This window comes from Candidatus Ryanbacteria bacterium CG10_big_fil_rev_8_21_14_0_10_43_42, assembly GCA_002793915.1.
Taxonomy (GTDB): Bacteria; Patescibacteriota; Minisyncoccia; order Ryanbacterales; family 2-02-FULL-48-12; genus 1-14-0-10-43-42.
Map to the genome: position 1 here is coordinate 139,468 of PFEF01000003.1, position 26,981 is coordinate 166,448.

Sequence of the window (26,981 nt, forward strand, 5' to 3'; positions counted from 1 at the left end):
GCTATTATTATACAGTTCGGAACACCGTCCCTCCTGCATAATATACTACGCATGTCCGTTTTATTTCTTTCACATACCCCTACTCAAACACTCCGCAACACGCACACGCTCCCTTTCGGAAACCGTCCGCACCCCATAATCCATTCCCGTAAACTGCCGTGCTCGCCCGTATATAATCCAGGGATGAACCACACAGGCGGTAAATTCTTTCTCTCCTGTTTTTCTACCTATCATGCGCACGCGCATATATTCTTCTACGGATTGTCCCTCCGCTAAACCGGCGTCACCAAACATAACGCGCCACTCTCTTCCCCGAAAGTCTTTAAGCATAAAAGAAGCACTGGCATCGGCAATAGACATTATCTCTCCCGCAAGAAAGCCGCTCTCCGGCATATCCCATTTTGCATGCCGTACGCCCGGCATATACCTATATATGGACATATGCTTCGCAAGCGCATCGTCCACACTATCCCCGATGCCAACCATAAACCACACACCGCCCAATATTACGGGAATCCCTAGAACAATAACTGCGAAGGGTACCGTATTATACTGATATCCGTTCCTTGTATGCCGAACATTATATACCGTAACGCCTAAAAAAACGCATGCCATGACAATCCATATGTACGGAATCGTGGAAAGTATGAATGAAAACACACCTATACCAAGAAACGGATACACGTCCCATTCATTATTTGCAACTAAAAACACAATAAGAGTAACAGCAACGCTCAAAAGAAGCGCGGCAAAAATACCCGCGCTCCACAACATGTAATGAACAACGAAAAAGCTCCACCGCGGTTTTGGCTCTATATGTTCATTTTCTATTTTATTCAATACCTTTTCGGCAAAATCTTTTTCATTCATATACTTATGATACCGTATTTATATGTTCCTTTTGTAATTTTTTATGTAATTGGTTTTTTGCTCTTCTTATATAAGTAGCAACCGTTCCCATGGGAATTTTCATAATATCCGATATTTCCTTATATTCCTTCTCTTCAAAAAAACGGAGGATGACAATTTCCTTATACGGATCTTGCAAACAATTGATAACTTTTCGTAAATGCTCCCCTAAAAGTGCCGCATCAACCTCGCCAACAATATCCATATCTCCCGCAAGATTTTCCAAAGAAGAATCATCCATATTCGCAAGCCACCCTTCCGGGCGCACCATTCTTTTACGATGCATACTTATAACATGATTGCGTGCAATACGATATATCCACGAAGAAAAATTAAGCGTTTCATCGAAATCATGTAAATTTATGTACGTTTTTATAAAGACCTCCTGCAATATATCTTCGGCTTCTTCCAACGCAACATCAGTAATGCGCCGTATGTACCTAAGAAGACGGGCTTCATAGCGATAAATGACACAGGCAAAGTAATCCTTGTCCTGCAAGGTTAAACGGATGAGATCGGTATCGGATTTTTCATTACAAATATCTTCGTGCACATGCCGCATTGTACCCTACTACGCACGAGTGTCTATAGTTCTTTCAAAAACATCCCCGGCATAGGGGGATGTTTTTTCTTTATAAGGATGGGACATCGGACGTACAGTGGGCGCATTTTGTCGCCTTGATTGGAATTTTAAAAACACAATGCGGACATTCTTTTTCTGTAGGAGCCGGCGGCGGTTCTTTTCGTTTAAGCTTATTTACCTGCTTTATCACAATGAATATCGTAAAGGCGATAATGAGAAAGTTAATCACCGTATTTACAAATAAACCGTAATTAACCGTTATTGCATCAGTTGTTTCCGTCGCCTTTTTCAAGGTTATAATAAGATCGGAAAAATCGACATCACCAAGCATGAGTCCTATGGGTGGCATAATAATGTCGGTTACCAAAGAGCTTACTATCTTCCCGAATGCACCTCCGATAATAACACCGACCGCCAAATCAACCACATTACCTTTTACGGCGAATTCTTTAAATTCTTTAAACATAATTATTCTATTATGGTAATTATTTTATACACATACTAACCCTACCCCTTACTGGCAAAACAAACAATAAACGCATTATAATTAAGACAATGAGAAAGAAAAATACTATTTTCTCCGAACTTACCGGATATCCTTCAACCGTTGTGTTTATTATTGTGACGCTTTCCATTGCCTTCATGCTTGCCATACATCAATATGATATTCAAAATCTCAAACGACACATTAACACACTTGAACGAGAAAGCAATGCTCCGGCAAATATAATCAATAAAAACGATTTCTCTTATTAATGAGAGCTTGTAAGCAAAAATCCGGCGTCCGCCGGATTTTTTTCGGGTGACATGCCGATTATCGTACTTGAGCCGATGTACCACCGTGGTACTCTTCCATAAGGAAATAGTAATTTCCTGCGAATAACGCAACGGCAAACACGAGGAGCACGCCTACGAACCATAACAGTCCGGTAGCCGTCTTATTCATTTTTTGCTGATCATGTATCATATGTGCATGATACCGCATCACTTTACAAACACAAACAAAAAATCCACAATCATGTGGATTACCCGCAGGCGCGTTTAACGCGCTTATACTGTTTATTTTGGCGTAAGAACCCCTTGCAGTTCGGCCTCCATTATTTCTATCCGCCCATCCATAGAAATTTCCCGTCCCGCCACCGTTGCACGCACTATGGCTTCCGTAACATCAAACCACGCATTCTTGGGCTGAAAGCACTTCCCCATATCATCTCCCAGTGTATGGCTGGGCATTTTATTATTCACAAGAACTTCCGCCAGGAAACGAAGTGTTAACTCCATAGAAACCTCCTCCCGTTTTTATGGTAAAAACTATACCACATTTTTTCATATTTGCAATATGCGTCCGCACCATGTACTATTGCCGTTACATGAAAAAAGAGACATTCACTCGTATTAATAAATATCTGGCTGACAATAATTACTGTTCGCGGCGAGAGGCCGATCAGCTTATTAAGGCTGGTAATGTACTTATCAACGGCAAAAAGGCACATCTGGGAGATAAAGTGGGATCGGATGATACCGTAGAAGTTCCGAAGCGAAGTCATATGCCACGCGTGTATTATGCGTACTACAAACCCGCTGGTATCGTTACGGTAGGCGCACAAGAAGGCGAAAAAGAAATTGCCGATAGAGCAAGGTTTCCCATTCCCGTATTCCCCCTGGGGCGCCTCGATAAGGATTCTGAAGGGCTCCTTATTATGACAAACGACGGGCGTATAACGGAACCTCTCTTGCATCCATCCGCCCGGCACGAAAAAGAATATAGCGTAACGGTAGCGCGCCCCATTACCCATGTATTTTTGGTGGGAATGCGCGAAGGCCAGCGCATCGGCCGCGTGGACAAGATTCCCAACTATAAAACACGTCCCACAAAAATACGCCGCACAAGCAAATTAAGTTTTGATATTGTCTTAACGGAAGGTAAAAACCGTCAAATTCGTAAGATGGTAGGAGCTCTTGGTAATAACGTACTTACCCTTAAGCGATTTCGCATCATAAACATTACTCTCGGAAACCTTAAGGCCGGCCAGTGGCGCGAAATAAAGGGACGCGCCCTTACAGAATTTTTAAACGCACTTGGTATTGAACAATAAAGATTCTTGTAAAAAGTGAGAGTGTATTATTTCCTGGCGGTAACAATATAAGGACCATACTGCGTTACATTATAAAAGCTATCGCTACGCCCCGGAGCTGAACAGAGCGAGAGAAGTATTGACAAATATATATAAATGATGTAAAAAAGTGTTAAGTTACCCGTCACGGAGGTGTTATTTAACAAAGAAGTGCCCGTATGTTTTTGTTTCCGTAGAAAAAAGAGGAGGGACGTTATGGATGAATTACCGCCCAAAAACGAATCACTGGAGCCGGCACATCTTATGGAGAAAGCTGTTGAGCGAACAAAAGGGAAACTTGCTTCCCTTGCAACTGCTCAAGATGACAAACATGCGAAGACGCTTTCCGGATGGATACAGATAATTTGCTCAGACTATTGGAGTCATGCGCAAAAAATCATCACAAAAAGCGAACATGCCGCAAAAACAGCTCTGCGGGATATTGAAACTCTCCCGCAATTGATAGAAAGGGCGGGAAGGGTCCTTAAAGTAGATTTTAAGGATACACTAGATAGGCGCGCCGAAGAACACAATCGCTATCGCCTGCAATTACGCGATATATCTGCATATATTCGACGACTTACCATTGTCCTCACCGGCAACGATGAAGGTATTGTTACGGTACCAAATGCATTTATTGATGCGGCCGTATCAATTATGGTGGTCACAGCGGTACTTACCATCGAATACTTCCTTAATTTTGGCGTGGTGGAATTTGCAACAGATCCCACCACATCAATGATATTTTCAATTGGTATGTCGATTTCTGCCACTGCTATGGCTCAATTGGCGGCAACGAGTTTAAAACAGGTGAAATATCATCGGGGAGTTATACGAGAGTTTGAAAAAAACTTTCCGGATGGAAAAGATCCCGTAACCGATAAACGTGTCTCGCCGTTTCCCATTTCAGGATGGACGCCATACGTCATCGTATTAAGTCACGCTATATTCATAGGTATATGTGCTTTTATCCTCGGCATACGGCTTCTTGTTGTTCTTAATCAAGGGCATCCGGAAGAGCTTATCGGGTCTTTGGTTCTTGTGGCGTTAATATCTACGTACTATACGTATAAATTCTTTACCGCATCCCCATATCCGAAAGATATCATAGAAGAATATCGTGAAAAACAGAAGGATGCGAAAGAATTGGAGAAAAAAACACTCTCCACGGCCATCTTAATGGATGATCCGGATATTATTCCCATCGTAACGGCCTACAGCGAAGCTATTGCTGATATTGAGCAAAAACTGAACCGCAAGCTCCCCGTTTTGGAAACATATATCCGCCTTGTGGAAGAAACCCTACCGTTTCCGGGATGGATTGATGCACATGCGACTACCATGTTCCAATTACTGCAATCTCATATGGACGGCACTAGAGAATCATTGGAACAGCTAGAGTATGACAATAATCGCACGGATATTATAGATGAGAGCGTTCTTAACAAGGCGCGGACCATCGCAAAGAATCCTCCCGTCATTGAACGAACGGAAGATCCGAGCGAAATACTTGCCAATCTCTGGCCCGAAGCACAACGCCAAGCATCACGTCGCGCGGCGCTTGCCGATCTTGCAGGATTTGAACCCACGGAGGAGTAATTTATGGAAAACGCTAAAAAGGCATTTTCTGCCATAGGGGCGATTATTGTTCTGCTCACTTGTATTTACCTATTTGTAAATCATCAGCGCGGTATCGGAGAAAAGTATTCTTCCGATACCGATAGGTTTGTGTTTATACGAGATGTTGAAAAACACGCCGGCACACTCACGCCTGCCAGTATAATCGATGATACAAAAACCTTACGCCTCACCGACATATTCTCTGATGCAAACAAGAGCCGCTACGGTGCCGACACGCGACCACCGGATGGCGTTGGACTGATTGTTTCATTCATTTGGAGAAACAATGGAACGCGCTTGCGGGAAGAAACATTCCGTATTCCCGTCTGGAATCATAGCGAACAGCCTTCAAATGCCCGCCGCCGCGAATTCGTTGATGAAAGCGAGCGGAAATTTGATCAACTCGTACAAGAGTTCGTTAAACCGGTTGCCGTTCGGTATCCGTATGTCCTAGTGTTGGATACCACCAACGGGGGTGACAATATTGCCCCCGGCGTACAGCACACGATAGATACCATGCTTTCCCTTAAAGATGCGGGGCATACAGTTCCCTTCCGTATACATTTTATCACGGGAACGATCTATCAAGGCGATTACTTTATCGCTGATAATGTGACGAAGGAAGCACTTGAGGAAGGCATGAACCGCGGCAGAAAAAAGCCGGTAGAGGATCAATCTTTTGTCTTTTCCTCTCTTCGCTCCGTGCTTCGAAATTTAGATGCGGGCACAACCGTGGAAATCTACACGGACGGAACCGAGAACTCACCGCCGCCCGGCATTAACTTATACAAAAGCTCTCAACTTTTAGATGAGAGCAACTGGAAAAAACTGGATGACTATTTTTCTTTAGAAGGACTAACTTTGGATGGCGTTACCATACGCCTCCATCCCATGAAGCTGGATGATTATAAAAAATCCCTGCTTCAAGATAAAGCACTTCAGTACATAGCTTCCCGTCTCAAACTTACAGGCGCAGAAGTGAGTATTGAGTTGTAAAGTAGGAGCACCTTGAACGAAAGCGAAGTTATTAAAACTCCGCTTTTTTTATTTCAAAAAATATGTCTTCTACACGCGCTTTCGAAACTATTTGTAACTTATGCCTATTGGTACGTGTTTTATGCTTATAATACCCACATAATGAATATTTACTATGGAGATACCGCAAAATAATACAAAACGAAGGGACTCTTTGCTTTTTAAACTCATAGCAATCGCGCTTCTTATGGGCGTTTCTTTAGCGGCTTCCTTTTCCGTCCTTGGTTTGGTAATAGAACGGTCCCACAGATCTGATGAAGCGATACGCGAAATAGCATCGGCATGGAGCCGTGAACAAACAATTACGGGCCCGGTGATAGCCATCCCCCTACAAACAACCGTAATCACGAGTACCGGACAAACAACAACGCAAGAAAATAACATATTCCTTCTTCCTGATACACTAACCTACGATATATCAGTTGATACCGAAACCCGCTCTCGGGGCATATTTGAAGCGGCCGTCTACACAAGCCGCATAACGGGTACTGGCTCGTTTAACTTGGATGATGTGGACCGTACTCATATTGACGGCATCGTCCAATGGGATAATGCTACCGTGTTTATCGGTATTCCCGATACACGAGGCGTAGAATCTTCCGCTGTATTGCTCTGGAACGGCGAAGAAATAATATTCGAACCGGGCGTACCAAGAAATAGCATAGAAGCGTCCGGCATTAGTGTTCCTCTGAACATCCAACCACTCAAGAAAGAGCATATGTTTTCGTTCGACATAATACTGCGTGGAAGTGAGGCCATATACATAGCACCGCTCGGAAAAACAACCGACGTTTCGATATCTTCGAACTGGCCGGCACCGAGCTTTACCGGCGCATTCCTTCCCAAAGAACATAACCTTACCGATGCCGGCTTCACAGCAAAATGGAATGTATCTTCTTTCGGACGATCTCTACCGCAATCGTGGGTGGAATCCGCAACAGGACATGATCAAACAATAAAAGAGCATATCGTCAACTCGCTATTCGGCGTTTCCCTTAACCATGGTGTTGATTTCTACACGCAAGTAAATCGGTCGGTTAAATACTCCGTACTGTTTATAGCGCTTACGTTTCTTGTCTTTTTTATGTTTGAAGTGCTTTCCCAACTGCGCGTTCATCCGTTAAATTATCTCCTTATCGGCCTTGCCATTGCACTCTTTTATCTACTTCTATTATCACTCGCAGAACATGTCGGTTTCCTTTCGGCGTATAGCATTTCCGCAATCGCCATTACCGGTCTTATAACCGGCTATGCACGATCGGTTCTAAAAGCAAAAAAGAAAGCGGGCATTATTGCCGTCCTCCTGTCAGTTCTTTATTCATATTTATACATCCTTCTTCAGCTTGATGAATTTTCCCTCCTGTTCGGTTCCCTATTTCTCTTTGCAATACTCGCCATCGTTATGTACTTAACACGAAATATAGACTGGTACGGCATAGGAGAACGATAAGGACCCGCTTAAGTACGGTAAGAGTTCCTTTTTATGGATCGATGAGTTAAGAATGTTTGGAATTTGTCTTTGCTTCGCTAAGGATTTGTGCGCAAAGAATGTGGCAATAAAAAAACAGACTCATTGAATCTGTTTAAAATTTACTCTTAAGACATAAGATCCCGTAATACCGGATCGTTTTTAAGAAGGTCGGGAACATTTATGTTAAGTTGCTCGTGAGCCCATGCCAAACCTTCATTTACTTCCTCGCCATTAAAAGCGCTTAATAATAAGAACACCTCTTCTTTGGAATACTGTTTTTGAAGAACGCGCCTTACCTCATCTATAATCTCTTTCTGTTCAAGACAGGGAGTATTGTTTTCCTGTCTAAGTCGTTCATTTACATGAATATCCTCCCAACCCAAACACATTAAGTTCTGCATGCCGTTTCTCTGCCGAAACGCTTTGGATGCCGCCATTTCACGAGCGATGGTAATGGTATCTGCTCTGGCAAGAACATAAGCGAAGCGGTTATTTTTTTTCATCTTTACCGCAAGTACCGGTCCGCTACGGTGCTTGTGTACAAAATAAAAAACATATCCCGCTCCGGATTCCCAATATACTTTTACAAAAAATCTCTTTCCTTTACCGTTTCCATTTGCCAACGGAACGATGATGCCATTTTCATAACCGCGCGGATGAACACAGTAGTACGAATCACTTCTATACATCAGGAATTCATGATGTTTTTTATTGAAGTCATTTTCTAGACGCTTGCAAACGGGTGATATATGTGCCGAATATCGCTCGTCCGCAAACTCTTCGTCCGCATTGAGTATTGTTTCAATACCCTCTGTAAGCATAATCTTATAAAGAGCATCGGAAAGTGTTGGCATTACCCCCTGCGGTTTCGCTCTAAAACGCTTATGGGTTTTGTTTTTTCCAATATCTTTATATAACGGAAGATCATGCATGTATGTTGTCTCATCGGGACCCACAGAACACAAAACAAATGTTCCGTCTTCTCTTTGGAAAATCCATATTTGAAAATGTGCCGATTCGGGCTTTAGAGAACGTATGCGAAAAGATATGCGCTGTCTCGGATTAAGTACGATATCTCCATACTTATTCGCTGACAATATTGCCTTACGACAGTGCCATTCACGAATGTGATCCTTTAATGTACGCTCTTCTATGAAATTCCTATTTTCTTGAAAACTCCATATAAGAGAAATAACTGCTTCCAAATGCCGCCGATATGAGCTTGTATCATTCGCATCATGCAAATGAATAAATTGATCAATGGCATATTTTGCAAGTCGATTTCTTTCCACAGGAACCCCCTTTTTACCGTGTGGCAAACAAAGCGCGCATAAAAAACGAATAGCATGGAACATGTCATGCGTAACAATATATTCCGGTTCGAATATTGTATACCACAAAAAAATAACTCTGTCAATTATCTGACCTAGTTACTTAAAATAAAAAGAGGTTTGTTTTTACCGAATATGGAGTATGCTTTTCCAAAATGTATGCAAGTACGACTGTAAGCAAAATCACGAACCCATTCAATTTTGGCCCTGAGCTTGGATGAATGTAAATGAGTTAACGAGTGATTGAAAATCCTTGTAAATATCTGATTCCTTATCTCTATACGCACCCATGAGCACGTATACATACTGACCGTTTGCGATTATATATGTATCTATGGGATAGAGCCCGTCTGCAGTATAAAAACTCGCATTTGCGCCGCCCACCACTGCTTCTTTTGGATCATCAAGTGCAAGTCCTACGTTTGACTCAAGAGATTTTCGCTCCGGCCAGACAAATGCTGAAAGGTTATCTGGGTTTTGATACACGCGGATATGAATAGCAGGAGGACCTTCCCGTGCGTCGGTGCTGTTTTGCAGTTCTTCATATTCATTACGGTTCATGAGCATTACACCGGAAATGAAGTCAATGTCCTGACTTTCCGTGTTTTCAAGCATAATGTAGCCATCGGGCCCTTTGCGGTATGTGAATTCATACCCCCGTGTCCGATCGCGGACGGTTTTAGTAACAGTCAAATAATGCGTAGGATCTTCGCATGGTACAATACGGCCCGGTGCATCAACATCCCCTTCAACATAAATTTGATCACCTACCTCAATATCGCCAACTAATGCAATGCGCTCAAACGCTTCACAGAAGGATAGTCCCATAGAAGGTACCGCAATAACTGCACCTTTTTCGTCATCATCTCGAACAGTTATCAGCGCAGGGCCGTCATAAGCCATTGCATCAAGATCCACATTTGTAACAACGCCCGAAAAAGAACCGGGCAGTGGGGTTTTTGTCTCCTCTTCCAGCTCACCATCTTGCCCTACAAGAAAATAGTATCCTACTCCTATAAGGACAAGAACAATAATAGCTATGGGTAACCTCTTCATGGCGTCATTATAGCAGTTTAATGAGAGGGTGCCTATTTCTTTTTCGGTACAACGAGAACGAATGCGTCAATATACTTCGCTTTTTGTTTAGTTGTTTTCGACATATTTTTTAAAATTATCCAGAATTGCTTGCCAACCAGAGCGTTGCACTTCCTCACTATTCTCGCTTTCAGGATCAAACGTTTCTATTACTTTTACTCCTTCAGCAGTTTCTTTAAATTCAACTTTTACTTTACGACCATCATCCATAACGGATTCGAGTAATTCATTTTCTTTAATTTCAGTATAGGTAAGGATAAAATCAAAACTCTGACTTTTATCTTTTGCAGACATTGTGATTTTTAATTTTCCGCCAATACGCAGATCATTTTCAGGAGATAATGCCTCCCAATCATCAGAAGCAAACACCCATTTTGTGAGGTGTTTAGGCTCATTCCAGCACTCCCATACTTTTTCTATTGGAGCAGTAACTGTTGTTTGTACTGTTATTGTATTTTCCATATCATTTTTTTTCTCCGGCTTTTTTGAGATCTGCTATGATTAATTTTTTCATTTTAAGCATTGCCGGCGTTGTTTTTTCCGGATTCTTCCCCATTAATTCATTCATATTTTCAGGAACTATTTGCCACGAAACACCATACCTGTCTTTTACCCATCCACACTGTTCAGATTCCGGCACAGCTGAAAGTTTCTCCCAATAGTAATCGATCTCTTGTTGATCTTTACAATTAACCATAAGAGAAACAGCTTCGTTGAATGCGAATTTGTGCATTTTACTACTGCCATCCATCGCAGCAAACCACTGACCTTCCAGCTTGAAATCAGTAAACATAACAGAGCCCTCCTTACCTCCCCCTGCTTCTGCACCGGCAGGATAACGAGCAATAGCGCCTCGTTTTGCATCCTTGAAGACAGAAAGATAAAAATCGGTTGCTTCTTCTGCCCTGTCACATGTGTCGGTAACAAAAAGCATTGATGGGATAATTAGAGGACGCTCATCGCCTTCGGGTTTTGTGTAGATTAACTGCCAGGAGAATCCATATTTATCTTCTACCCATCCATATCGTTCACTAAACGGATACTCCTGGAGAGGCATAAGTGCCTTTCCGCCATCTAATAATTTTTCCCATATATCATCAATTCTTTTCCGTGCATCTTTGTCTTGTGATGGATCAAAATTAACCATTATGGAAATAGAAGGATTAAATTTAAAAAGCGGACCGGCACTAATTGCCATAAAGCTATATCCCATAACTTCGAAACCAACAATATCACAGTCACCTGACGGTGTGTCTTTAATTTGAGTTTTATACAACACCTTAGAATCAGGAAAGGCGGAAGTATAAAACTCAGCGGCTTCTATAGCCTCTTTATCAAACCATAAATGTGGGATAATTTTTTGCATAATTATAAGAGTAATTTCTTAGTAATGCCATTATAGCAAATTTTAATGATTAATTAGAGTAATGGTGCTAATATCCGAACATACAAATTTTCATAATCTCTTTTTTACCAAGAGGCCGGAACTTGCGCCGCGAAATATCGGAGTGAATCACCCACGGCCTTGCTTCAATGTGAATACAAACCGCGTATGCTCATCCGAGGTTAAACACCACCGACATAATTCTGTTCACTAAAAGTGAAGATAAGTCGTCTATTCACCTGCGAACTAAGCGTGAAGAAGAGATGTGGAATGATATAGATGTTCACTAAGTCCTATATCATATTAGGAAGGGAAATCCTTACAAACGGAACCTTTAATGGTTCCGTTTTTTCTTGCTTTTTGCAGTACACATGCTATGAATGACAGCAGATTTTTGTACTTGAAAAGGAGAACAATGAAATGGGAGAAAACAATCAGTCCGAGAATGTTAGACAGGAAAACCATCGTACGGAATACAATATTGTAGCTACAACATGGAGATTTTTCGTAAGCCTTCGGTTCATCGTAGCGGCGTTTGCAGTAACGTTGCATTCGGCACTTCTTACTTTGTACAGTCAGTTTTATCAACAACAGACCGTGCTTAGCCAGATTAGTATTCTAGGGCTTCCAAGTGTTGGTACCATTGCTGCTCTTGCTATTTTTCTGATTGAATTGCGGAACATTGATCTTTATATTCTCATGATACAGCGGGGCAGGGAATTGGAAGATGTTTTAGATTTGCAAGATGCGCATTTTGCCAGATTGGGAGAGCCTTACACACGACCTCTAACGGTTTACGATCGTCTGATCAGCCATACCATGGGTATTTATATCCTTCATGTTGGCGTCGCAACACTTTGGGTTCATTTGTTTGTTTTAAGCATATGGACATTGAGTAAAAATACTGTTACATGAAAGGAGTGTATATGACAACAAAAGAATTTGTAGAGGCGCTGGAGCAACACAAAAAACACCCCGCTTGGTTTGTGTTTCCAGTTGTTACTGCGTGTACTACTGGTTTCATTGGTTGTCTGGTCGGGATAGTTTACTTTTTTTTCTAATTGCTCTTTTACGGTATGTAAACGGTTTTTCATCATAACCTGCATTGAAAAACCGTTTTTTATTGTAGCGTTATAGTATAATGGTACATGCCGTTTCTTCTTTTTTTGAATCGTTCACCGCGCGCGGACGTTTTTTCATTTTCACAAAAAAGAAAATGAGGATAACAGCAAATAACGGATAACGGGATAACGGGGTCAGGGATAACGGGGTCAGGGACGCTTTTTTGGTCGCCAAGGATCTCGAACGGTTGATTCAAGATTGAATCGGTTAATAATGCGGTTGATCCACTGTTCCCTGCCATACGGTTTGCCTCTGTTTACACTGTAGCGCAATTCTTCCAGTTCATCATCTTTTTCTGGTTCATTGACATAAGAAATGTAATCATCGGGCATATCAGTGGGCCATTTTGGATAAGCGTCCCTGACCCCGTTATCCGTTATCTGACCCCGTTATCCGTTATCTCCAGAATGATATTATAACCACTCTTTGCGATAGAGAGCTTATGGAGCTATGGCGGGAGCGGCTGGCGTATATTTTAAGAATTGAAAATACCGTCAAAAGCAAGTGTTAAAAACTTTTCAGCTGCCGCTGCCGTGTATGATACGCCATTTTCCGGATCAACAAGCTCGTGATTAAAACTGGGAAACTCAACCCATCCGCGCGAAAAGCAGGCAGTTGTACTGTTATAAATTTTTTGCTGTGATTCTTTTGGCACAACATCATCTTTGCCGCCGTGAAGGAAAAACAGCGAACCGTGAAATTCATTTAAAGACCCCAACAAAACAGACGTATCAGGTAATGTTGATAGAAGCGGTTTTGTTGTAGTAGGACTTTTCCCGCAACCGCTTCCTATCATAACAACTGCTTGCATTGCCTGTAATACGTTTGGGCAACCAATAAGAATAGTGCCGCCAAACGACATTGCAACAGTCCCCCACACAACTTCTTCCCGCAAGATATTCTCTTTGCAATATGTAAACGCGTTTTGTACATCATCGCATTCCTGCTGAAATGTTTTTCCGATAAACGCATCATTTTTTTCTGCATTACGCCTCCCCGTGTTAAAAAGAAACACGTTATTTTTATTTCCCAACAGCTCTGCCAGTTTGTTATCCCACGATGGTTTACTCTGTGTACCTACTAGGACATGCTGTCCATACAGCCCTTTCAAAACCAAAACAGCTTGGTTTGTTTTTTCTTTCGCAGGGTAATGAAAAATAGCGGTTTCCCCGAAGAATACGGATGACAACTTGTGCACTTTCATAATAATAGAATACGCCCGTTACTCGGTATGAGCAACAGGCGTTGTTTTTACCTAAATTCCGGTTTTTCTCCGGAATCAACGAGCTGTACTTCGTTTCCAACTTGATCTTTTGCGGATGTGCCAAACCGATATGTCATTGGCGGAAAATCTGCAACTTTCCAAGCAGGTATAGCGTGGTGATAGTTTCGGATTTCCGAGATGATCTGTTCATATGGCACAGAAAAATGAGCGCAGAAAGCTCTTGATAATCTTACCAACAAATACCTGCCAATCATACCGTCAAAAACGTGGCTATATTGTGATTGCACTGTTGTACCGGATTCCGTACCCGCAACGTGTTTGGTGAACAGTGGCAAGCCGAGCGCTGATCTTGTGCGCGAGTCGCTGTATATGCCTTGAAAATCGCGATGCACCGCCCGCCGTAATTTCAAATTCGCGTCTATTTCCGCCAACGTGTTTTGGCCGTGAAGTTCCGGCAGAAGTCCCCGAACTGAAATCAACAACGTCCATGCCTCAAGAATGGGTCCAATGATTTCTGCAACGAAATACTCTAGCGGATGCCGATTTCCGTGCAGCTTTACAATCTGCACCAAAAGCGGCTCATCGTCCGGCTCTTGCGGATCGGAAGCATACAGTGAATGGTACGGCATTAAAACGCGTACATCTTCCACTGGAGGATGGGGACGTGTCTCCCGGAATATAACGCCGGATCCTTCATAATCCCCACCCTGCACAACCACTCCAAGAGATTCGGGCAAAAATGCATAACGTCCCGTATCGGAACGCTCATTGCACATACTTCTTAAATCGGAACAAACAGCGATGCTGTGTTCAATGGAACTTCGGTGTAATCTCCGTATAAAGCGGAAATGCTTTTTATCCAGGTCGGTTTTGATGTAAACGCGTAAGCCGTTTTCTGTCAGCAAAGTACGCGTAGAGCTTGTTGGCTGTGTGCATACAGTACCAGCCACATCCAACCCAGGCCGCGCAACGTCAGGATGCCAAAAGAAGCGATATTTTCCGCCAATCCGTACCCAATCAAGCAGTTCTTTCGGCGGTACAGATTGCAACACGATACATTTTTCAAGAGCCAAGAGCGTATAGGGCAGATTAATATGCGGTATGGGACCTTGCGGGTCATACCGCGCGTCAACATCTGAATAATCGTAGAAGCTACCCTTCGAATCATTTAAGTACCGTTCTCCGTATATCGTGTGGCTTAACGCATCACCAACAAACAAGTCGCCTAGCTTCATCTTAATCCCCCTTTCAGCGAGCTAATTTTACGAGAAGGCTACTCTTTTTAAAACGCCTTGTCAATGTCCACTTTCGGTAACACTTTATTTTTATCTAATGCGTGTTCCCGGCGAGCTACGCTTTGATAAAACCCTTCTTATCGAAAAACTTTAGAATTTATTACATAACGGGGTCAGTACATAACGATAACGAGGTCAGCCATGCTCTGTAGAAAACCCCTATCCCCAAACAATCATCACGTTATGGGTGAATAACCGGAGCATGATTTCTCTACACTGACTCCAGTAGGAACGTGCGCGAAGGAAGGAACCGAGATTACGTTTGATCATGGAGTTTACCGTTTCCACTTGCCATCTCTGACCATAGAGTTTCTTGTTGAAACGGAGAGCCATGAGTTTACGCTATTTTCCGGTAGGAAGCTTAGTGGTCTTACGACCTCCATGGGGAGGAATGATGGTGCGAGTATGATGCTTTTCACGAGCAAATACGTGTGCCTTCTCACTATCATATCCGGCATCAGCTAAGAGCGTCTGGAAAGAGATATTCTTTTGAGCTTCCGTAACCGCTTTCTTGAAGTGTACATGATCGGGGAATGGTCCTCGTCCGGGTATGCCGGAGAGTATGATATGAGATTTACAATCAACAATAATTCCCACCTTGGGATATCGCGTATAGTGTGTCATTTGGTAATAGGAAGCACTTTTATCTCTTCGTTTTACAAAGTATTTACTGATATGGTGGGATTCTAACTCCGTACCGTCCAGAGCAGACAAGAGTATCTTTTTTTTCATGATCTTTCCTTTCACCGCAAGCGAAAGTATTTCTGTAATGAGTTTATCGAGTGTATTCTTTTTAGTAAGTCTCTGAGCTGCTTTTTGCAACGTAGTATAGTGAGGTATTTCTTCCAGTTCCAGTATTCTTTTGAGATCTGAAGAGTCTTCAATGATCTCTCCTATGCCTCTGTAATCTTTTTTGAAAAATTCTTTAAGTACCAGGCAGGCGACAAGTTGATGTTGGGTGAACTTCTTGGGACTTTTGATGGTACGGTAGGCGGGTATTGATTGTTTAGCGGTTTGATATGCTACACGCGCTATATTGTTTGGAGATTTTGATGTTGTCATTACGCATATTGTACCATGGGATGTCTATGATTTCTACAGAGCAGGACTGACTCCGTTATTGCTGACCCCCGTTATCTAACGATTTCGCTAGAGCTTTTTCTTTTGAAATAATGAATAGTCAGGTGGGGTAGCGTATGCGCTCTCAGGTAAGGGGAGGTTATGTTATATGTATAAATAAGATTAAAATCTAATTTGGTCCACTTACCGACAACCCATCGAAAAATCTTTTTATGTAACAATACTAAGAAATTCTAGCTAGTTATGGAAGTCTTTGATAAACTATAAGTATATATGAAGGCAAGTATAGATGATCGTAAAACAAAAGAATCGGATAAAGCTACTAAAGATATTGTCCATTCTTGTATTAGTCTCCTAAATAAGGAGAGGAAGCTTTTGGTGTTTCCCATGCTCTCATTTGCGTTGCTAGTAACAACTCTTCTCCTTTTCGGAGTTTATATAGATGAAATCCAAGAACTCTTTGATTATTTAACGAATAGAGATGTGTCCATATCTATTCCTATTCTTATTGGTCTCTTCATAATATTTTTTATAGAATCATTCTTTCAGGCAGCGCTCATAACAAGTACACATGTAGCAATAAAAGGGAAAAGAATAAGTATTGGATATGGTATTACTAAAGCTTTCAATAAAATTGCAAATATCTTGCTTTGGAGCATTATTTCTACTCTAATGAATTTTGTTGACAGGTTATATGGTAAAAGCTTTGTTGGAAAAATATTTGGTCAAATTACGCTATTTGCATGGAGGATATTAACATTGTTCTCTCTACCTATTCTCATCCTTACAAATGCAGATATGGTAACAGCGATTAAGCAGTCGGCGAGCGTGCTCAAATCATCATTTGGTGAAAATATTGTAGGAAATATCAAGATATGGTTATTCCTGTTGCCCTATGTTTTTCTTTCAGTGATCGCTCTTGTCATTGGATTTCGGAGTGAAGGTATTTTCACGTCCGGTATATTTCTAGGTGGAGGTATTATCAGCCTCCTCTTTCTGTTCGTTCTAGGTAGGACATTGGGATCTGTATTTAGAACAGTACTTTTTGTTTATGTTGACGAGGGGAAGATCGCACACGGATTTCTAAAAGCGTCACTAGATAAATCTTTTAAGACTAAGGGCGAAAAAAATATCTAAAGAAGAATTAACATACTAAACATGCCTGCCTGCCGTCAAACAGGTTCTAACGTGATAACGGGGTCATGGATAACGGGGCATAACGATAACGGGGTCAGGGACGCTTTTTTGGTCGCCAAGGATCTCGAACGGTTGATTCAAGATTGAATCGGTTAATGATGCGGTTGATCCACTGTTCCCTGCCATACGGTTTGCCTCTGTTTACACTGTAGCGCAATTCTTCCAGTTCATCATCTTTTTCTGGTTCATTAACATAAGAAATGTAATCATCGGGCATATCAGTGGGCCATTTTGGATAAGCGTCCCTGACCCCGTTATGAGCATCCGGCAGTTCTGCGACAGCGCAAAAAACCAACTAGAAAAGTGCAATGACTTTGAATCAAAGCGCAAGTTCCTGACCGACCACATTGAGAAAGTGGTTTATCAAAACTACAAAGCAACAATCATCGGATCGGTACCCATCAGATCATCAGCTTACGAAGAAATAGACCTGCCGAATGACGAAAGCAAAATCCCATTTCGGATTGAAGGTGAAATTGATACGAGTTTGCTACATCGCGGTCCGCGACAAAAGTTTGCTGAGGATGGGCGACTAAAAAAATATGGATCGGGTAAATGCGGTATAGAAAAAATACCTTGTAAACATATAAGATTATTGTAATAATCCTCAATATGTTTATAGCTCACTTTCCAGCAGGATATATTCTGACTAAGAAACTCCAAGAGAAACAGCGAGTAAATAAATACCTTTGGCTAGGCCTTGTTGCCAGTATATTACCCGATATCGATCTCCTATGGTTTTATCTGGTCGATAACCGCCAAACTCTACATCATGACTATTGGCTACATGTGCCGATTTTCTGGGTGGGTATCTTTGTCATATGGTACTTATTCCTTTTAATCTCTAAACAACTCAACCAAAAATATCTCCTTCCGACAGTAATATTTTTCACAAGTATCACCCTTCATCTACTTCTGGACACAATAGCAGGAGGCATTGCCTGGTTTTATCCATTCTCAGATACCAGCTTTGTCCTAATCGACGTTCCCGCAAAATATGGTTGGTGGGTCTGGAATTTTGTCTTTCACTGGTCGTTTCTTCTTGAGCTTGGGATTATACTCTGGGCCATAACTGTTTTTAGTAAATCACAGGGAAAGAAGTAAAAAGCCAGATATCCATATCTGGCTTTTTTAAGTGGAGATGACGAATAGATCAGTCTGCTTCGAATGCTACGCGACTCACCTTCCCATCTTTAACAAAGATACGGCACTGAGCTCCATTGTTTGTACCATAATTATATTCAGTCTCTCCAGTATATTCCCACAGAAAACCTTTTCCACTTGTGTATTTTTCATATGGCTTCATTGTGTTGAATGCTTCCTCTTGAGTCATTCCGACTTGCACTTTATTGCAAGTTTTAAAGTAGGGAGTAAACCTTATTATTAACGGATAAAACAATGCCAACAAAAGTAATACTGTCAGAATTACAACAATAGAAATAACAATGCCTAGAAATATCTTTTTTCCTTTAGTCATGCTCATAGATTTGAAAGAGTTTGAACTAATTGGGTGAGACTTTTTACCAAGCTAGTAAGATTTTCCACTAAATTCGGTTGGTATGTAGAATTCGCTGAATATGATTCAATGCGCTGGCCATATCGATCTCCATGTGCTGAGCTTGGTGAATTATATGCTTTTCCAATACTGTAGGGTGTAGTTGCTCCTTGTTGCTGTATGTTCTGGATAACTTTTGCTCCAGTTAGAATATTTCTTTGTGGATCATCTAATTGTCTTGGATCGGCTCCGACACTTAGTGCAGTATTCATAGAAACCTGCATTTCACCTACACCACCATTAACTCTATCGAAAAACGCCTGCTCGTATAATGCTTCTCCAGGAACAAGGTGCGATTGTTCTTCGTAATAGATTGACCTGATAATATTTTCACTAACGCCAGTTTCCCTGCTTGCTGCCTGAATGTTTCCATGATTTCGGGCAATTGCTTCTAACGCACGGTCTCTTCCGCCAAAAACTTCTCCAGTTTTAAGAATTAAACCGTTATCTCTACACAAACATGTTACATCATAACCATGCCAACTCATAAATATCGGACTAGGATTTACACCATTTCCAGTTGGATCAACTAAAATTAAAGGATTGTTTCTTGCATAGCTGTACATATTCATCTGCTGCGGATCGGCGAGGAATTGTCCCGGATTGTCTCGAGATGCCGGATCTTGCGAAGTAAATCTTCCCTCGCTTGGATTCTGATATCTCGCACCCGCATAATTCAACCCGGTAGAATCATCAAATTCGTATCCAGTGAATTTTCTCTTCTCATTAAAATTCGTTTCCTGTTTATCAACCCGCAAGCTCCCAAACGGGTAGTAGTCGAGTGTCTGCACCAGCTCATCACTATCATCCGTTATCGCACTAGTTCCTGAAAGATGATCAGTGTGGATATAGCTTGTGGTAGTTGCGGTCTCACCTCCGCCCTCACTTGTTGCGGGTTTGAAGGATGCGGCTGATTGTGACCAGTCAGCGCCTCCCGTAACCGTGTTAGACCAGCTCATGGTGACACTGCCTGCAGGAGTTTTAGGTCCTTCATAGCTTATGGCGCTGTCAAAGGGCGTTGTTTCTACCAATCCAACTCGTGTTTGACCCGCTCCCACTGCAGGTGTTCCTTGAGAGCCGACTTCAGAGAAGATAATGTCCACTACCCATGCATTATCCGCAATCGTTGTTACACTGGTGCTTAAGGAATTGTTATTTGTGAGGGTTGATCCATTTTGGGCGTCAAGCGGACTTAATTGATCAACGCCAGTCAGTGATATTGCTGCTCCCGTTGCTCCGCTGTTTGTACCATTTAATGTTACCGCTATAGTATTAGCACCACTTGAAGGATTCGCAAGATACCATAAACTAGTGGAGTTATTATCCGCATCATTATCGTCCTCGCGCACATTGGTCATGGCAACGCTGTTGTATGTAATGCCTGTTACCGTTCTATCAGAATCTGTGGAATCGTTCATAGCAACACCAACAACTAAAAGCCTGTTAGTGCCGCTTGTGGTATGTGACCAATTGAAAGAACTTACGTTTAACTTACTTCCGCTGTTGCTTGTCGCGTCATATGCGATAGTTTCAGGCGTTCCTCCCCCACCCCCTGCGGTCACTTCAACGGTAGAGACTAATTGCCCGTTAGCAAAAATATGTTTGGTGGTTGTAGCACTTGAAGTGGAATAGTACTTGTTGGCGTACGTGGTTGTTGCTTGCCCTGAGCCTGTCGAAGGGCCTTCTTTGAGGAATACGCGGCTTCCCGTGTGATCGTAGCCGTAATTCGATGCTTGTGTGGTCGTCGTCGCTTTTAGTAATCGACCTTTGGATTCTGAAATTTGTTGTGAAGGAACTTCGTGTGAGGTGGGTGTTACTGGTGTGTTTGCGAATACCAAAAATGGCGATACTAGGAACGCTGTGGTGAGAAATATGATGAGAAGGCGGATCATAGGAATTTAAAAGTTACCAACAACTTTATAGGATTTTGTTGGATATTCACGGCCGTGGCGGTAGGGTTGTGTTGGAATTTAACTATTCTGGTTTGGTAAATCAATACAAATAGTATCAACACTTTCCTTCACTTTTATAAATAAGACAAAGACTTCACTCAAAGAATAGCCCATTCGAGTACTAAATTCGTAAATATTTAATTCTCGCATTAAATCCGATAACATGTTTCGTAAAACTTTGATCTCGTTGCAGGAAAAATTCACTTCTTCATTTGCGGTTATATTTCTAACCATCTCGTCAATATGTTTTGCCTCTACTTCAGAAAACGAGGCAGGCGCACCGAATCGTGACAACTCAATACCTAATAATAATTCTCGATATGCTCCCTTTATGATCTTGATTTCAACTTGTTCAAATCTCATATTTGTAATAATTAAACTTATCATTGCTCCAATTGCCTATCGTAGTAATCTGCTCCATCTTTTGGACGGAATGCTGTACCGTAATCTGAACTGTTACGATCAATAACAATATATGTGTTTGAGTCTGAATCATAATATTGAGTACGGTTCCTCGGCAGATCGTCAGTACGAGAAGGATTATTTATCACGTTTTCAATATGCCTCTTGAAATCATCTTGGCTACGGATACCCAATTCTTCAAATTCTGACGATAACGGGGTCAGGGACGCTTTTTTGGTCGCCAAGGATCTCGAATGGTTGATTCAAGGTTAAATCGGTCAACGATGCGGCTGGTCCATTGTTCCCTACCATACGGTTTTCCTCTGTTTACACTATAGCGCACTTCTTCTAGTTCATCATCTTTTTCTGGCTCGTTGACATAGGAAAGATAGTCATCAGGAATTCCGGTTGGCCATTGGGAAAGGAGTTTTTGCTGTTCTTTGGTACCATGTTGTCTGCGCCATAAACTGGACCATTTCCAGTTTTCTGCTCGTTTGATGAGTTTAGCACGTAATGGATTGCGTTCTACATATTTACAGAGTTGTATAAAATATTCGTTGGTTTGAACAGGAAATGATTTATACCTGCCTTGATAGAGATGTCCTGATCCGATTGTTTTATGGAATACATGCCATCTTCGGGTGTGGGTAAGCGTAAACCATCCCATGAACTTCTGTAGATCGCCGTCTTTTTTAGGATGGAGTACCAGATGCCAATGGTTGGGCATGATGCAGTATGCAAGAATACGCATCGGTACTTGTTCTTTTGCTTCAGCGAGCGTTATTTCAAACAATTGATAATCTTTGGGTTCATTAAATATCCGCATGCGTGCATTTGCGCGGTTGATTATATGATAGATGATTCCTCCTACATCGGTGCGTTGGTTGCGGGGCATGGAATAACCATAGCAAGTGGAGAAATTATAGGTCAATAAGCGTCCCTGACCCCGTTATTCGTTATCGTTCAGGCTTTATAAGCCCTGCTCCCACTTGCTCAAACTTGTGGCGAATATCGTCTTTATCGATATTTGGAAATGTTGCTTCGTACTCCACTTTCATATCTTATCATTATACTTTTCCTCAATTGTGCGAACTATATCATTCTCTGACATGCCTATAACTTCTGCCAAACGCAACACTGCAATCAGAGCTTTAGAAATATCAGCCCTTAACTGTGCCATGTCAACCTCCTTACCATGATCAACAGCTTCACTAATAGAAGCTACTTTGCCGGATGTCTTAGCAAGATGCAACACGGAGTGGCGAATAGCGAATATCAACCGCTGCTTATTGGAGTTATTTACCAATTCCGGATATGTTTTTTCATCAAATACAAAATGTTTTGCCGTGAATTTAATGATGCGATCAATATCTCCGTTCATGATTCTAATTTACTGAATAATCTCTAACAAGTCTCAAGCGCTTGAGAAAATACATTATGATATTTTTTTATATATTCTTTCAAATTCTTTCTCTGATATTGCATTATAAAACGCGGGTGCTCGATTGCGAATACATGGTTAAAAAATCCAAATTCTCTGTTCAGCTCAGTGAATTTCTTTTGATTTTTCCCAATGCCTAACAAGATCGCCGTATCTCTAGCTCCGAAAGAGCGTTGTTGTTGTAATGTGCTAACAATAAATGGTTTCGTTATCTCTAACATATCTTTATCATCGTAATAATTATAATTTACTCCATCTCGAATAAATCCAATCGGTGAAACTGCAGACAGAAAAAAGTTACTATAGAAAACCCTAGAACCACCCCACTCATTAATAAATGTATACATGAGCTCTGAGGATAATTCCCTTTTCTTCACAAAAGCATTATCAATGCCACAAAATTTTTCTAAAGCGATTGGATCAGTAAATGGCACTCCGGTTATTCCTGATCCAAAACGACCTGGGTTGATCCCCAATACAAATATTCTCTTTTGAGTATCACAAAAGAATTTATTAAGAAATACTTTTATATTATCTCTAACATCTGCCTGCTTGTATGGATGTACAGCCTCAACCCCGTATGGCAGGTTATGCGGTGCGTATAGTCCTTCGTAGAACATACTTGCCTTTTCAGCAAATGTTGATGTTGACATTGTTTAAATAAACCACTTATATTTCTCATTATAAACAAATATAAAAGGGCGGTACAGATTTTGCACAACCCTCAACGATTTTGGCATCATTTCCACATACTGACCGGAACAGCGAAGGTTGTCTTTGCGGCACTTCGCAAGTCGGGCTTGTGGCCAATGACCCTTTCGGTATTGTCGAAAGACCCATACCATAGGGATTGAAATTTGTTCTCGGACATTCCGTGCATGCGCATATCCGCAAGGTGAATAACTCCTAGAGGAGCTTCTTTCATAACCTTCTTATACCTCGGTCGTTGTTTGCTACGAAAGACAATCTCGGTAAATACCGCTTGCCGCGTTTTTGGCAAGAATTCAAAACCGCCAAAACCCGTAACCCAAGACACAGCCTTCCCAATAAGAACCCGATAGCCTAAGCAAATCATTCCCCGGAACTTCACTTCTTGTTCAAGAAAAAACGGGGATGCATCTTTTAGAAGAAGGAGAAAATTCCTAAAATCCTCAGTGGTTATAATAGATGGGAAAATAATGCTCTGCGTTGAAACCTCATCAAGCGATATTGCTTGTTGCACCAGGCGCACTATCTCTTCTTTATCTACTTTGCTAACAGACAACCTCCACCCATATCTAGCAGGATCGCCTGCAGCATGCGCAGCGAATAAACACCCCGCACCTCCTTTTCGATAAAACTCAAGCTGGGTTTCAATCACTTGTTGATTTTGCATTTTTACCTCCTATACAAAAGTTTGATTTTCTGAAAGACCAGCAGATCATGATTCCTCACATATATACCACAAATGATCATAAAATTCAACTGTTAAGAAAGTTCAACTCCCATCAGGTATAGAACTTTTTTGCATTGCAAAATAAAGATTTTTTCGATGGGTGGCTGATGGGATTCGAACCCACGACCACTCGGACCACAACCGAGCGCTCTACCACTGAGCTACAGCCACCATGCGTATTGCATATCTCCTAAGAATGCTGATACTGTACCAAAATTTACGCTCGAAAACAATCCTTCAGAAGACTTGTGGCAGATTATTTTGGGAAAAAGAAAAAGACCATTAAGGTCTTAAGGATCATGTTCTTGGCAACGCATATTGTTCCGTTTACGTATTGAGGTAATACTCCATCCTAATATAGGCACATACCCTCTTCCACAAAAAGGGCAAAATATATCAATCTCCCAACCGAAACTCTTTTTATAGTACTCAAATACTTCGGTTGACTTACAGGGAAGTAATGTGGCGAGAAGAGCAAGGCGGGCGAAAAATGCACTATCCCCCATAAATGTACAATCGAACATGCTTTCATACTTAGGCGTACCTCTTACTGAATTAAGTGTCGGCGTACTCCATACTGTAAGATTTGGATCGCGAAAAACCTCATTTATTGTTCCATTATCAAACAACACATCATGCACGGCGTAAGAGTTTCGGGGAAAATAGATCTGTGTTATGTCAGTAAACTGACCTTTATATTCCACCGGTAAAAAATCAACCTCAAGATACCGTTCCCACAAAGCGCCTCCCAAACCGTTGCGATCGGCACGATAATAGCGTCTCATTTCTTCCATTATTTCGAAAAATACCTTCCGAGAAAGCATAGCACCCCCTTTTGTCGGAAAAAGAAAAAGGCCATGGAAGACCTATAACTATAAAGTGATTAGTGATCGCCGTAAACTCCGCCAAAATTTTCATGGAGGTAGCGAAATGCTTTCAGTTTATCCGAACATTTTGTGCACTCCAAAAGATGCATTTCTTTTTCCGGTTTTTTTCCCTCAGCAAATTGCCATACTTCTTCTTCCGTAAAATGATTATCATCGTTATTCTTTCCCGCATTGTACACCATTTCTATCATTCTCTCGGTCGACATGGCGTCTCTCCTTGTATGTTAATCGAATGCTCTAGAACAAAGAATACCGCGTAACAACAGTAACGTCAATTAAAAACCGTCGGTGGCAGTTTTTAATATTTACCGGGAATTTTTTATATGCACCGTTCTTTGCGGAAACGGAATCTCGATACCTTCTTTATCAAATGCCATTTTTATACGTTTTCGATACTCACGCATTACCGCCCATTGCTGCATCGGCTTAGTGTCTCCAAGTACTTTTATCATAATGGCCGAGTCGGCAAATTCATTTACGCCCACGGACTCAATCGGCTTTATAATATCATCTTGCCATTGTTCGTCTTCCGCCATTTCCTTCCCTACGCGGTTTAGTACCTCAATGGCTTTATCCAAATTGGTATCGTACCCGACACTTATATCCAAATGTGCCCGCGCCCAAATTTTTGTCATGTTGGATGTTACGCTTATTTCACCATTCGGCACCGTATGTTCGACACCGTCCAAATCCCTAAGAACCGTGCGACGAATGGTAATATCTTCCACAACACCGGAAATACCGCCCACTTTTACCACATCTCCCTTGCGATATTGATCTTCCATGATGATAAACAAACCGGAGATAAGATCGCGAATTAAATATTGACCGCCAAAACCAACAGCAATACCGGCAATGCCGGCTGCCGCTATAAGAGGACCAATATCAATACCAAGCTCGGACGCTACCATAAGTCCGACCATAATCCATACGCCGATGTTGATAATGGAAAAAGCGACGCCTTCAAGTGTTGCTTGGCGTTTTTCCTTGGCAACGTGGTCGCGCAGTTTATATGTTTTATCTACGACTTTTTCAAAACTGGCGCTGATGATACGCCGAAGCAAGCGAATACCAACAAATCCGCCTGCGAAAATAAGGATAATACGGATACTATGCATTCCCATCCATGCAAGGAAAGCCTCCGCCAGCGATGAAATTGAGAAATCGATCATATGTCTGTTTTAGATTGTAATGAAATTATCGCACTGAAAATCGTTGCTGAATCTTGTACAGACTACTATAGGTGCTTTATTTTTTCCAGTCCTTGATGCGGAGTGTTTGAGTTCGCTCATCGAGCGCAAATTCTATTTTCTGCCGCTCGCGCCACTTAAGCGCACGCACCATGTCGATAGGTATGGTTACGTAATAGGTACCTCCGGATTTTTGGATATTTCGAATATTGCGGTTGTGTTGCTTTCGTGCCATATATAGATAGTATATATAATCACTAGTGATATATCTAGATATATCACTAGTGATTTATTCGCTCCCATAGTTCAATGGATAGAATGCAGGCTTCCGGAGCCTGTGATAGAGGTTCGAATCCTCTTGGGAGCACATTTGCTTTTATAGCATGATTTGGTATCATTTTTGCAACATACTCCCCGTCTGCCGCCTATGTAAACCGAGAAGGCCTGGGCGATTGCCCGAAATGAAATGGCCAAAGCGGCAACAGACATCGGCAGACATCTTCTTCCGGACGCCCTCGGAATTGCTGTATGCATTCCGAGGGTATTTCTATGCCTGTCGAAAAATAAAAAGCGCCGCAACAGGCGCTTTTTATATGTGTGTCTCTATTGTACCAAGTTAAAACCTATTTCAAAAACCGGTAATGTGCCACGCGCGGAG

The 26,981-nt window shown here is 41.8% G+C and carries 32 protein-coding genes and 2 tRNA genes; 10 read left to right on the forward strand and 24 right to left on the reverse strand.

The window, feature by feature from the left end:
- Positions 1-69 precede the first annotated feature (69 nt).
- From COU90_01090 to COU90_01100, 3 genes are all read right to left on the reverse strand, one after another.
- Positions 70-870, reverse strand: coding sequence for a hypothetical protein (locus tag COU90_01090; GenBank protein PJE64842.1), 801 nt, complete (start codon positions 868-870; stop codon positions 70-72).
- 4 nt (positions 871-874) lie between these two features.
- Positions 875-1,471: a hypothetical protein gene (locus tag COU90_01095; protein PJE64843.1), complete on the reverse strand. Its 597-nt coding sequence runs from the start codon at positions 1,469-1,471 to the stop codon at positions 875-877.
- Between the two features lie 70 nt (positions 1,472-1,541).
- Positions 1,542-1,958, reverse strand: a complete 417-nt coding sequence (locus tag COU90_01100; GenBank protein PJE64844.1) for a large conductance mechanosensitive channel protein MscL — start codon at positions 1,956-1,958, stop codon at positions 1,542-1,544.
- Positions 1,959-2,047: 89 nt separating this feature from the next.
- Here COU90_01100 and COU90_01105 point away from each other — a divergent pair, with 89 nt between their 5' ends.
- Positions 2,048-2,248, forward strand: coding sequence for a hypothetical protein (locus COU90_01105; GenBank protein PJE64845.1), 201 nt, complete (start codon positions 2,048-2,050; stop codon positions 2,246-2,248).
- A 303-nt stretch (positions 2,249-2,551) separates the two neighbouring features.
- Here the strand turns inward: COU90_01105 and COU90_01110 are convergent, their stop codons facing one another.
- Positions 2,552-2,773, reverse strand: coding sequence for a hypothetical protein (locus tag COU90_01110; GenBank protein ID PJE64846.1), 222 nt, complete (start codon positions 2,771-2,773; stop codon positions 2,552-2,554).
- A gap of 20 nt (positions 2,774-2,793) precedes the next feature.
- Here COU90_01110 and COU90_01115 point away from each other — a divergent pair, with 20 nt between their 5' ends.
- The 4 genes from COU90_01115 (at position 2,794) to COU90_01130 (ending at position 7,711) form a co-directional block, all read left to right on the forward strand.
- A complete protein-coding gene (locus tag COU90_01115; GenBank protein ID PJE64847.1) occupies positions 2,794-3,588 on the forward strand; it encodes a 23S rRNA pseudouridine synthase F in 795 nt (264 codons plus the stop codon).
- A gap of 234 nt (positions 3,589-3,822) precedes the next feature.
- Positions 3,823-5,205 (forward strand): hypothetical protein, encoded by a 1,383-nt coding sequence (locus tag COU90_01120; protein ID PJE64848.1) that lies wholly within the window; start codon positions 3,823-3,825, stop codon positions 5,203-5,205.
- A 3-nt stretch (positions 5,206-5,208) separates the two neighbouring features.
- Positions 5,209-6,222, forward strand: a complete 1,014-nt coding sequence (locus tag COU90_01125; protein PJE64849.1) for a hypothetical protein — start codon at positions 5,209-5,211, stop codon at positions 6,220-6,222.
- A 154-nt stretch (positions 6,223-6,376) separates the two neighbouring features.
- Positions 6,377-7,711 carry a cell envelope integrity protein CreD gene (locus tag COU90_01130; GenBank protein PJE64850.1) on the forward strand — a complete coding sequence of 445 codons (1,335 nt, stop codon included), beginning with the start codon at positions 6,377-6,379 and terminating at the stop codon, positions 7,709-7,711.
- A gap of 146 nt (positions 7,712-7,857) precedes the next feature.
- Here the strand turns inward: COU90_01130 and COU90_01135 are convergent, their stop codons facing one another.
- The 4 genes from COU90_01135 to COU90_01150 all read right to left on the reverse strand — a co-directional run bounded on the left by COU90_01135 (position 7,858) and on the right by COU90_01150 (position 11,524).
- Positions 7,858-9,087, reverse strand: a complete 1,230-nt coding sequence (locus COU90_01135; GenBank protein ID PJE64851.1) for a hypothetical protein — start codon at positions 9,085-9,087, stop codon at positions 7,858-7,860.
- Positions 9,088-9,258: 171 nt separating this feature from the next.
- Positions 9,259-10,119 (reverse strand): hypothetical protein, encoded by an 861-nt coding sequence (locus tag COU90_01140; GenBank protein ID PJE64852.1) that lies wholly within the window; start codon positions 10,117-10,119, stop codon positions 9,259-9,261.
- 87 nt (positions 10,120-10,206) lie between these two features.
- The gene (locus COU90_01145; GenBank protein ID PJE64853.1) at positions 10,207-10,620 is read right to left on the reverse strand and encodes a polyketide cyclase; all 414 of its coding nucleotides are present in this window, start codon (positions 10,618-10,620) and stop codon (positions 10,207-10,209) included.
- Between the two features lies 1 nt (position 10,621).
- On the reverse strand, positions 10,622-11,524 hold the full coding sequence (locus COU90_01150; GenBank protein PJE64854.1) for a hypothetical protein: 903 nt from the start codon (positions 11,522-11,524) through the stop codon (positions 10,622-10,624).
- A gap of 438 nt (positions 11,525-11,962) precedes the next feature.
- Here COU90_01150 and COU90_01155 point away from each other — a divergent pair, with 438 nt between their 5' ends.
- The gene (locus COU90_01155) at positions 11,963-12,457 is read left to right on the forward strand and encodes a hypothetical protein (protein PJE64855.1); all 495 of its coding nucleotides are present in this window, start codon (positions 11,963-11,965) and stop codon (positions 12,455-12,457) included.
- Between the two features lie 356 nt (positions 12,458-12,813).
- Here COU90_01155 and COU90_01160 read toward each other — a convergent pair whose 3' ends face one another.
- The 4 genes from COU90_01160 to COU90_01175 all read right to left on the reverse strand — a co-directional run bounded on the left by COU90_01160 (position 12,814) and on the right by COU90_01175 (position 16,246).
- A complete protein-coding gene (locus COU90_01160) occupies positions 12,814-12,996 on the reverse strand; it encodes a hypothetical protein (GenBank protein ID PJE64856.1) in 183 nt (60 codons plus the stop codon).
- Positions 12,997-13,139: 143 nt separating this feature from the next.
- Positions 13,140-13,868 (reverse strand): hypothetical protein, encoded by a 729-nt coding sequence (locus tag COU90_01165; GenBank protein PJE64857.1) that lies wholly within the window; start codon positions 13,866-13,868, stop codon positions 13,140-13,142.
- A gap of 47 nt (positions 13,869-13,915) precedes the next feature.
- Entirely contained in the window at positions 13,916-15,124 is a 1,209-nt protein-coding gene (locus COU90_01170) for a hypothetical protein (GenBank protein ID PJE64858.1), read from the reverse strand.
- Between the two features lie 402 nt (positions 15,125-15,526).
- Positions 15,527-16,246, reverse strand: coding sequence for a hypothetical protein (locus tag COU90_01175; GenBank protein PJE64859.1), 720 nt, complete (start codon positions 16,244-16,246; stop codon positions 15,527-15,529).
- Between the two features lie 291 nt (positions 16,247-16,537).
- Here COU90_01175 and COU90_01180 point away from each other — a divergent pair, with 291 nt between their 5' ends.
- Entirely contained in the window at positions 16,538-17,401 is an 864-nt protein-coding gene (locus COU90_01180; GenBank protein ID PJE64860.1) for a hypothetical protein, read from the forward strand.
- 94 nt (positions 17,402-17,495) lie between these two features.
- Here COU90_01180 and COU90_01185 read toward each other — a convergent pair whose 3' ends face one another.
- Positions 17,496-17,678: a hypothetical protein gene (locus COU90_01185; GenBank protein PJE64861.1), complete on the reverse strand. Its 183-nt coding sequence runs from the start codon at positions 17,676-17,678 to the stop codon at positions 17,496-17,498.
- A 39-nt stretch (positions 17,679-17,717) separates the two neighbouring features.
- On the opposite strand from COU90_01185, the gene COU90_01190 reads away from it, so the two are divergent.
- Entirely contained in the window at positions 17,718-18,062 is a 345-nt protein-coding gene (locus COU90_01190; GenBank protein PJE64862.1) for a hypothetical protein, read from the forward strand.
- A gap of 11 nt (positions 18,063-18,073) precedes the next feature.
- Positions 18,074-18,565, forward strand: coding sequence for a hypothetical protein (locus COU90_01195; GenBank protein ID PJE64863.1), 492 nt, complete (start codon positions 18,074-18,076; stop codon positions 18,563-18,565).
- Between the two features lie 49 nt (positions 18,566-18,614).
- Here the strand turns inward: COU90_01195 and COU90_01200 are convergent, their stop codons facing one another.
- The 11 genes from COU90_01200 to COU90_01250 all read right to left on the reverse strand — a co-directional run bounded on the left by COU90_01200 (position 18,615) and on the right by COU90_01250 (position 26,305).
- Positions 18,615-18,944 (reverse strand): hypothetical protein, encoded by a 330-nt coding sequence (locus COU90_01200; protein PJE64864.1) that lies wholly within the window; start codon positions 18,942-18,944, stop codon positions 18,615-18,617.
- On the reverse strand, positions 18,941-20,908 hold the full coding sequence (locus tag COU90_01205; protein ID PJE64865.1) for a hypothetical protein: 1,968 nt from the start codon (positions 20,906-20,908) through the stop codon (positions 18,941-18,943). The genes COU90_01200 and COU90_01205 overlap by 4 nt, the downstream gene beginning before the upstream one ends.
- Positions 20,909-20,986: 78 nt before the next feature.
- Positions 20,987-21,355 carry a hypothetical protein gene (locus COU90_01210; GenBank protein ID PJE64866.1) on the reverse strand — a complete coding sequence of 123 codons (369 nt, stop codon included), beginning with the start codon at positions 21,353-21,355 and terminating at the stop codon, positions 20,987-20,989.
- A gap of 235 nt (positions 21,356-21,590) precedes the next feature.
- Positions 21,591-22,265 carry a hypothetical protein gene (locus COU90_01215; protein ID PJE64867.1) on the reverse strand — a complete coding sequence of 225 codons (675 nt, stop codon included), beginning with the start codon at positions 22,263-22,265 and terminating at the stop codon, positions 21,591-21,593.
- Positions 22,266-22,424: 159 nt separating this feature from the next.
- Complete coding sequence (locus COU90_01220) at positions 22,425-22,751, reverse strand: hypothetical protein (protein ID PJE64868.1); 327 nt, start codon at positions 22,749-22,751, stop codon at positions 22,425-22,427.
- A 23-nt stretch (positions 22,752-22,774) separates the two neighbouring features.
- Entirely contained in the window at positions 22,775-23,464 is a 690-nt protein-coding gene (locus COU90_01225; GenBank protein ID PJE64869.1) for a DUF4918 domain-containing protein, read from the reverse strand.
- Between the two features lie 86 nt (positions 23,465-23,550).
- Complete coding sequence (locus COU90_01230; protein ID PJE64870.1) at positions 23,551-24,186, reverse strand: hypothetical protein; 636 nt, start codon at positions 24,184-24,186, stop codon at positions 23,551-23,553.
- A 157-nt stretch (positions 24,187-24,343) separates the two neighbouring features.
- Positions 24,344-24,417: transfer RNA gene (locus COU90_01235), tRNA-His, on the reverse strand.
- A 119-nt stretch (positions 24,418-24,536) separates the two neighbouring features.
- A complete protein-coding gene (locus tag COU90_01240) occupies positions 24,537-25,040 on the reverse strand; it encodes a hypothetical protein (GenBank protein PJE64871.1) in 504 nt (167 codons plus the stop codon).
- 89 nt (positions 25,041-25,129) lie between these two features.
- Positions 25,130-25,324, reverse strand: coding sequence for a hypothetical protein (locus COU90_01245; GenBank protein ID PJE64872.1), 195 nt, complete (start codon positions 25,322-25,324; stop codon positions 25,130-25,132).
- A 114-nt stretch (positions 25,325-25,438) separates the two neighbouring features.
- Positions 25,439-26,305 carry a mechanosensitive ion channel family protein gene (locus COU90_01250; GenBank protein ID PJE64873.1) on the reverse strand — a complete coding sequence of 289 codons (867 nt, stop codon included), beginning with the start codon at positions 26,303-26,305 and terminating at the stop codon, positions 25,439-25,441.
- A 313-nt stretch (positions 26,306-26,618) separates the two neighbouring features.
- On the opposite strand from COU90_01250, the gene COU90_01255 reads away from it, so the two are divergent.
- Positions 26,619-26,690 (forward strand) — tRNA-Arg (locus COU90_01255).
- Positions 26,691-26,981 lie beyond the last annotated feature (291 nt).

Coding starts and splice junctions, on each gene's coding strand:
- COU90_01090 (PJE64842.1), bottom strand. CDS start 870: ATGAATGAAAAAGATTTTGCCGAAAAGGTATTGAATAAAATAGAAAAT.
- COU90_01095 (PJE64843.1), bottom strand. CDS start 1,471: ATGCGGCATGTGCACGAAGATATTTGTAATGAAAAATCCGATACCGAT.
- COU90_01100 (PJE64844.1), bottom strand. CDS start 1,958: ATGTTTAAAGAATTTAAAGAATTCGCCGTAAAAGGTAATGTGGTTGAT.
- COU90_01105 (PJE64845.1), top strand. CDS start 2,048: ATGAGAAAGAAAAATACTATTTTCTCCGAACTTACCGGATATCCTTCA.
- COU90_01110 (PJE64846.1), bottom strand. CDS start 2,773: ATGGAGTTAACACTTCGTTTCCTGGCGGAAGTTCTTGTGAATAATAAA.
- COU90_01115 (PJE64847.1), top strand. CDS start 2,794: ATGGTAAAAACTATACCACATTTTTTCATATTTGCAATATGCGTCCGC.
- COU90_01120 (PJE64848.1), top strand. CDS start 3,823: ATGGATGAATTACCGCCCAAAAACGAATCACTGGAGCCGGCACATCTT.
- COU90_01125 (PJE64849.1), top strand. CDS start 5,209: ATGGAAAACGCTAAAAAGGCATTTTCTGCCATAGGGGCGATTATTGTT.
- COU90_01130 (PJE64850.1), top strand. CDS start 6,377: ATGGAGATACCGCAAAATAATACAAAACGAAGGGACTCTTTGCTTTTT.
- COU90_01135 (PJE64851.1), bottom strand. CDS start 9,087: ATGTTCCATGCTATTCGTTTTTTATGCGCGCTTTGTTTGCCACACGGT.
- COU90_01140 (PJE64852.1), bottom strand. CDS start 10,119: ATGAAGAGGTTACCCATAGCTATTATTGTTCTTGTCCTTATAGGAGTA.
- COU90_01145 (PJE64853.1), bottom strand. CDS start 10,620: ATGGAAAATACAATAACAGTACAAACAACAGTTACTGCTCCAATAGAA.
- COU90_01150 (PJE64854.1), bottom strand. CDS start 11,524: ATGCAAAAAATTATCCCACATTTATGGTTTGATAAAGAGGCTATAGAA.
- COU90_01155 (PJE64855.1), top strand. CDS start 11,963: ATGGGAGAAAACAATCAGTCCGAGAATGTTAGACAGGAAAACCATCGT.
- COU90_01160 (PJE64856.1), bottom strand. CDS start 12,996: ATGCCCGATGATTACATTTCTTATGTCAATGAACCAGAAAAAGATGAT.
- COU90_01165 (PJE64857.1), bottom strand. CDS start 13,868: ATGAAAGTGCACAAGTTGTCATCCGTATTCTTCGGGGAAACCGCTATT.
- COU90_01170 (PJE64858.1), bottom strand. CDS start 15,124: ATGAAGCTAGGCGACTTGTTTGTTGGTGATGCGTTAAGCCACACGATA.
- COU90_01175 (PJE64859.1), bottom strand. CDS start 16,246: ATGACAACATCAAAATCTCCAAACAATATAGCGCGTGTAGCATATCAA.
- COU90_01180 (PJE64860.1), top strand. CDS start 16,538: ATGAAGGCAAGTATAGATGATCGTAAAACAAAAGAATCGGATAAAGCT.
- COU90_01185 (PJE64861.1), bottom strand. CDS start 17,678: ATGCCCGATGATTACATTTCTTATGTTAATGAACCAGAAAAAGATGAT.
- COU90_01190 (PJE64862.1), top strand. CDS start 17,718: ATGAGCATCCGGCAGTTCTGCGACAGCGCAAAAAACCAACTAGAAAAG.
- COU90_01195 (PJE64863.1), top strand. CDS start 18,074: ATGTTTATAGCTCACTTTCCAGCAGGATATATTCTGACTAAGAAACTC.
- COU90_01200 (PJE64864.1), bottom strand. CDS start 18,944: ATGAGCATGACTAAAGGAAAAAAGATATTTCTAGGCATTGTTATTTCT.
- COU90_01205 (PJE64865.1), bottom strand. CDS start 20,908: ATGATCCGCCTTCTCATCATATTTCTCACCACAGCGTTCCTAGTATCG.
- COU90_01210 (PJE64866.1), bottom strand. CDS start 21,355: ATGATAAGTTTAATTATTACAAATATGAGATTTGAACAAGTTGAAATC.
- COU90_01215 (PJE64867.1), bottom strand. CDS start 22,265: ATGCCCCGCAACCAACGCACCGATGTAGGAGGAATCATCTATCATATA.
- COU90_01220 (PJE64868.1), bottom strand. CDS start 22,751: ATGAACGGAGATATTGATCGCATCATTAAATTCACGGCAAAACATTTT.
- COU90_01225 (PJE64869.1), bottom strand. CDS start 23,464: ATGTCAACATCAACATTTGCTGAAAAGGCAAGTATGTTCTACGAAGGA.
- COU90_01230 (PJE64870.1), bottom strand. CDS start 24,186: ATGCAAAATCAACAAGTGATTGAAACCCAGCTTGAGTTTTATCGAAAA.
- COU90_01240 (PJE64871.1), bottom strand. CDS start 25,040: ATGGAAGAAATGAGACGCTATTATCGTGCCGATCGCAACGGTTTGGGA.
- COU90_01245 (PJE64872.1), bottom strand. CDS start 25,324: ATGATAGAAATGGTGTACAATGCGGGAAAGAATAACGATGATAATCAT.
- COU90_01250 (PJE64873.1), bottom strand. CDS start 26,305: ATGATCGATTTCTCAATTTCATCGCTGGCGGAGGCTTTCCTTGCATGG.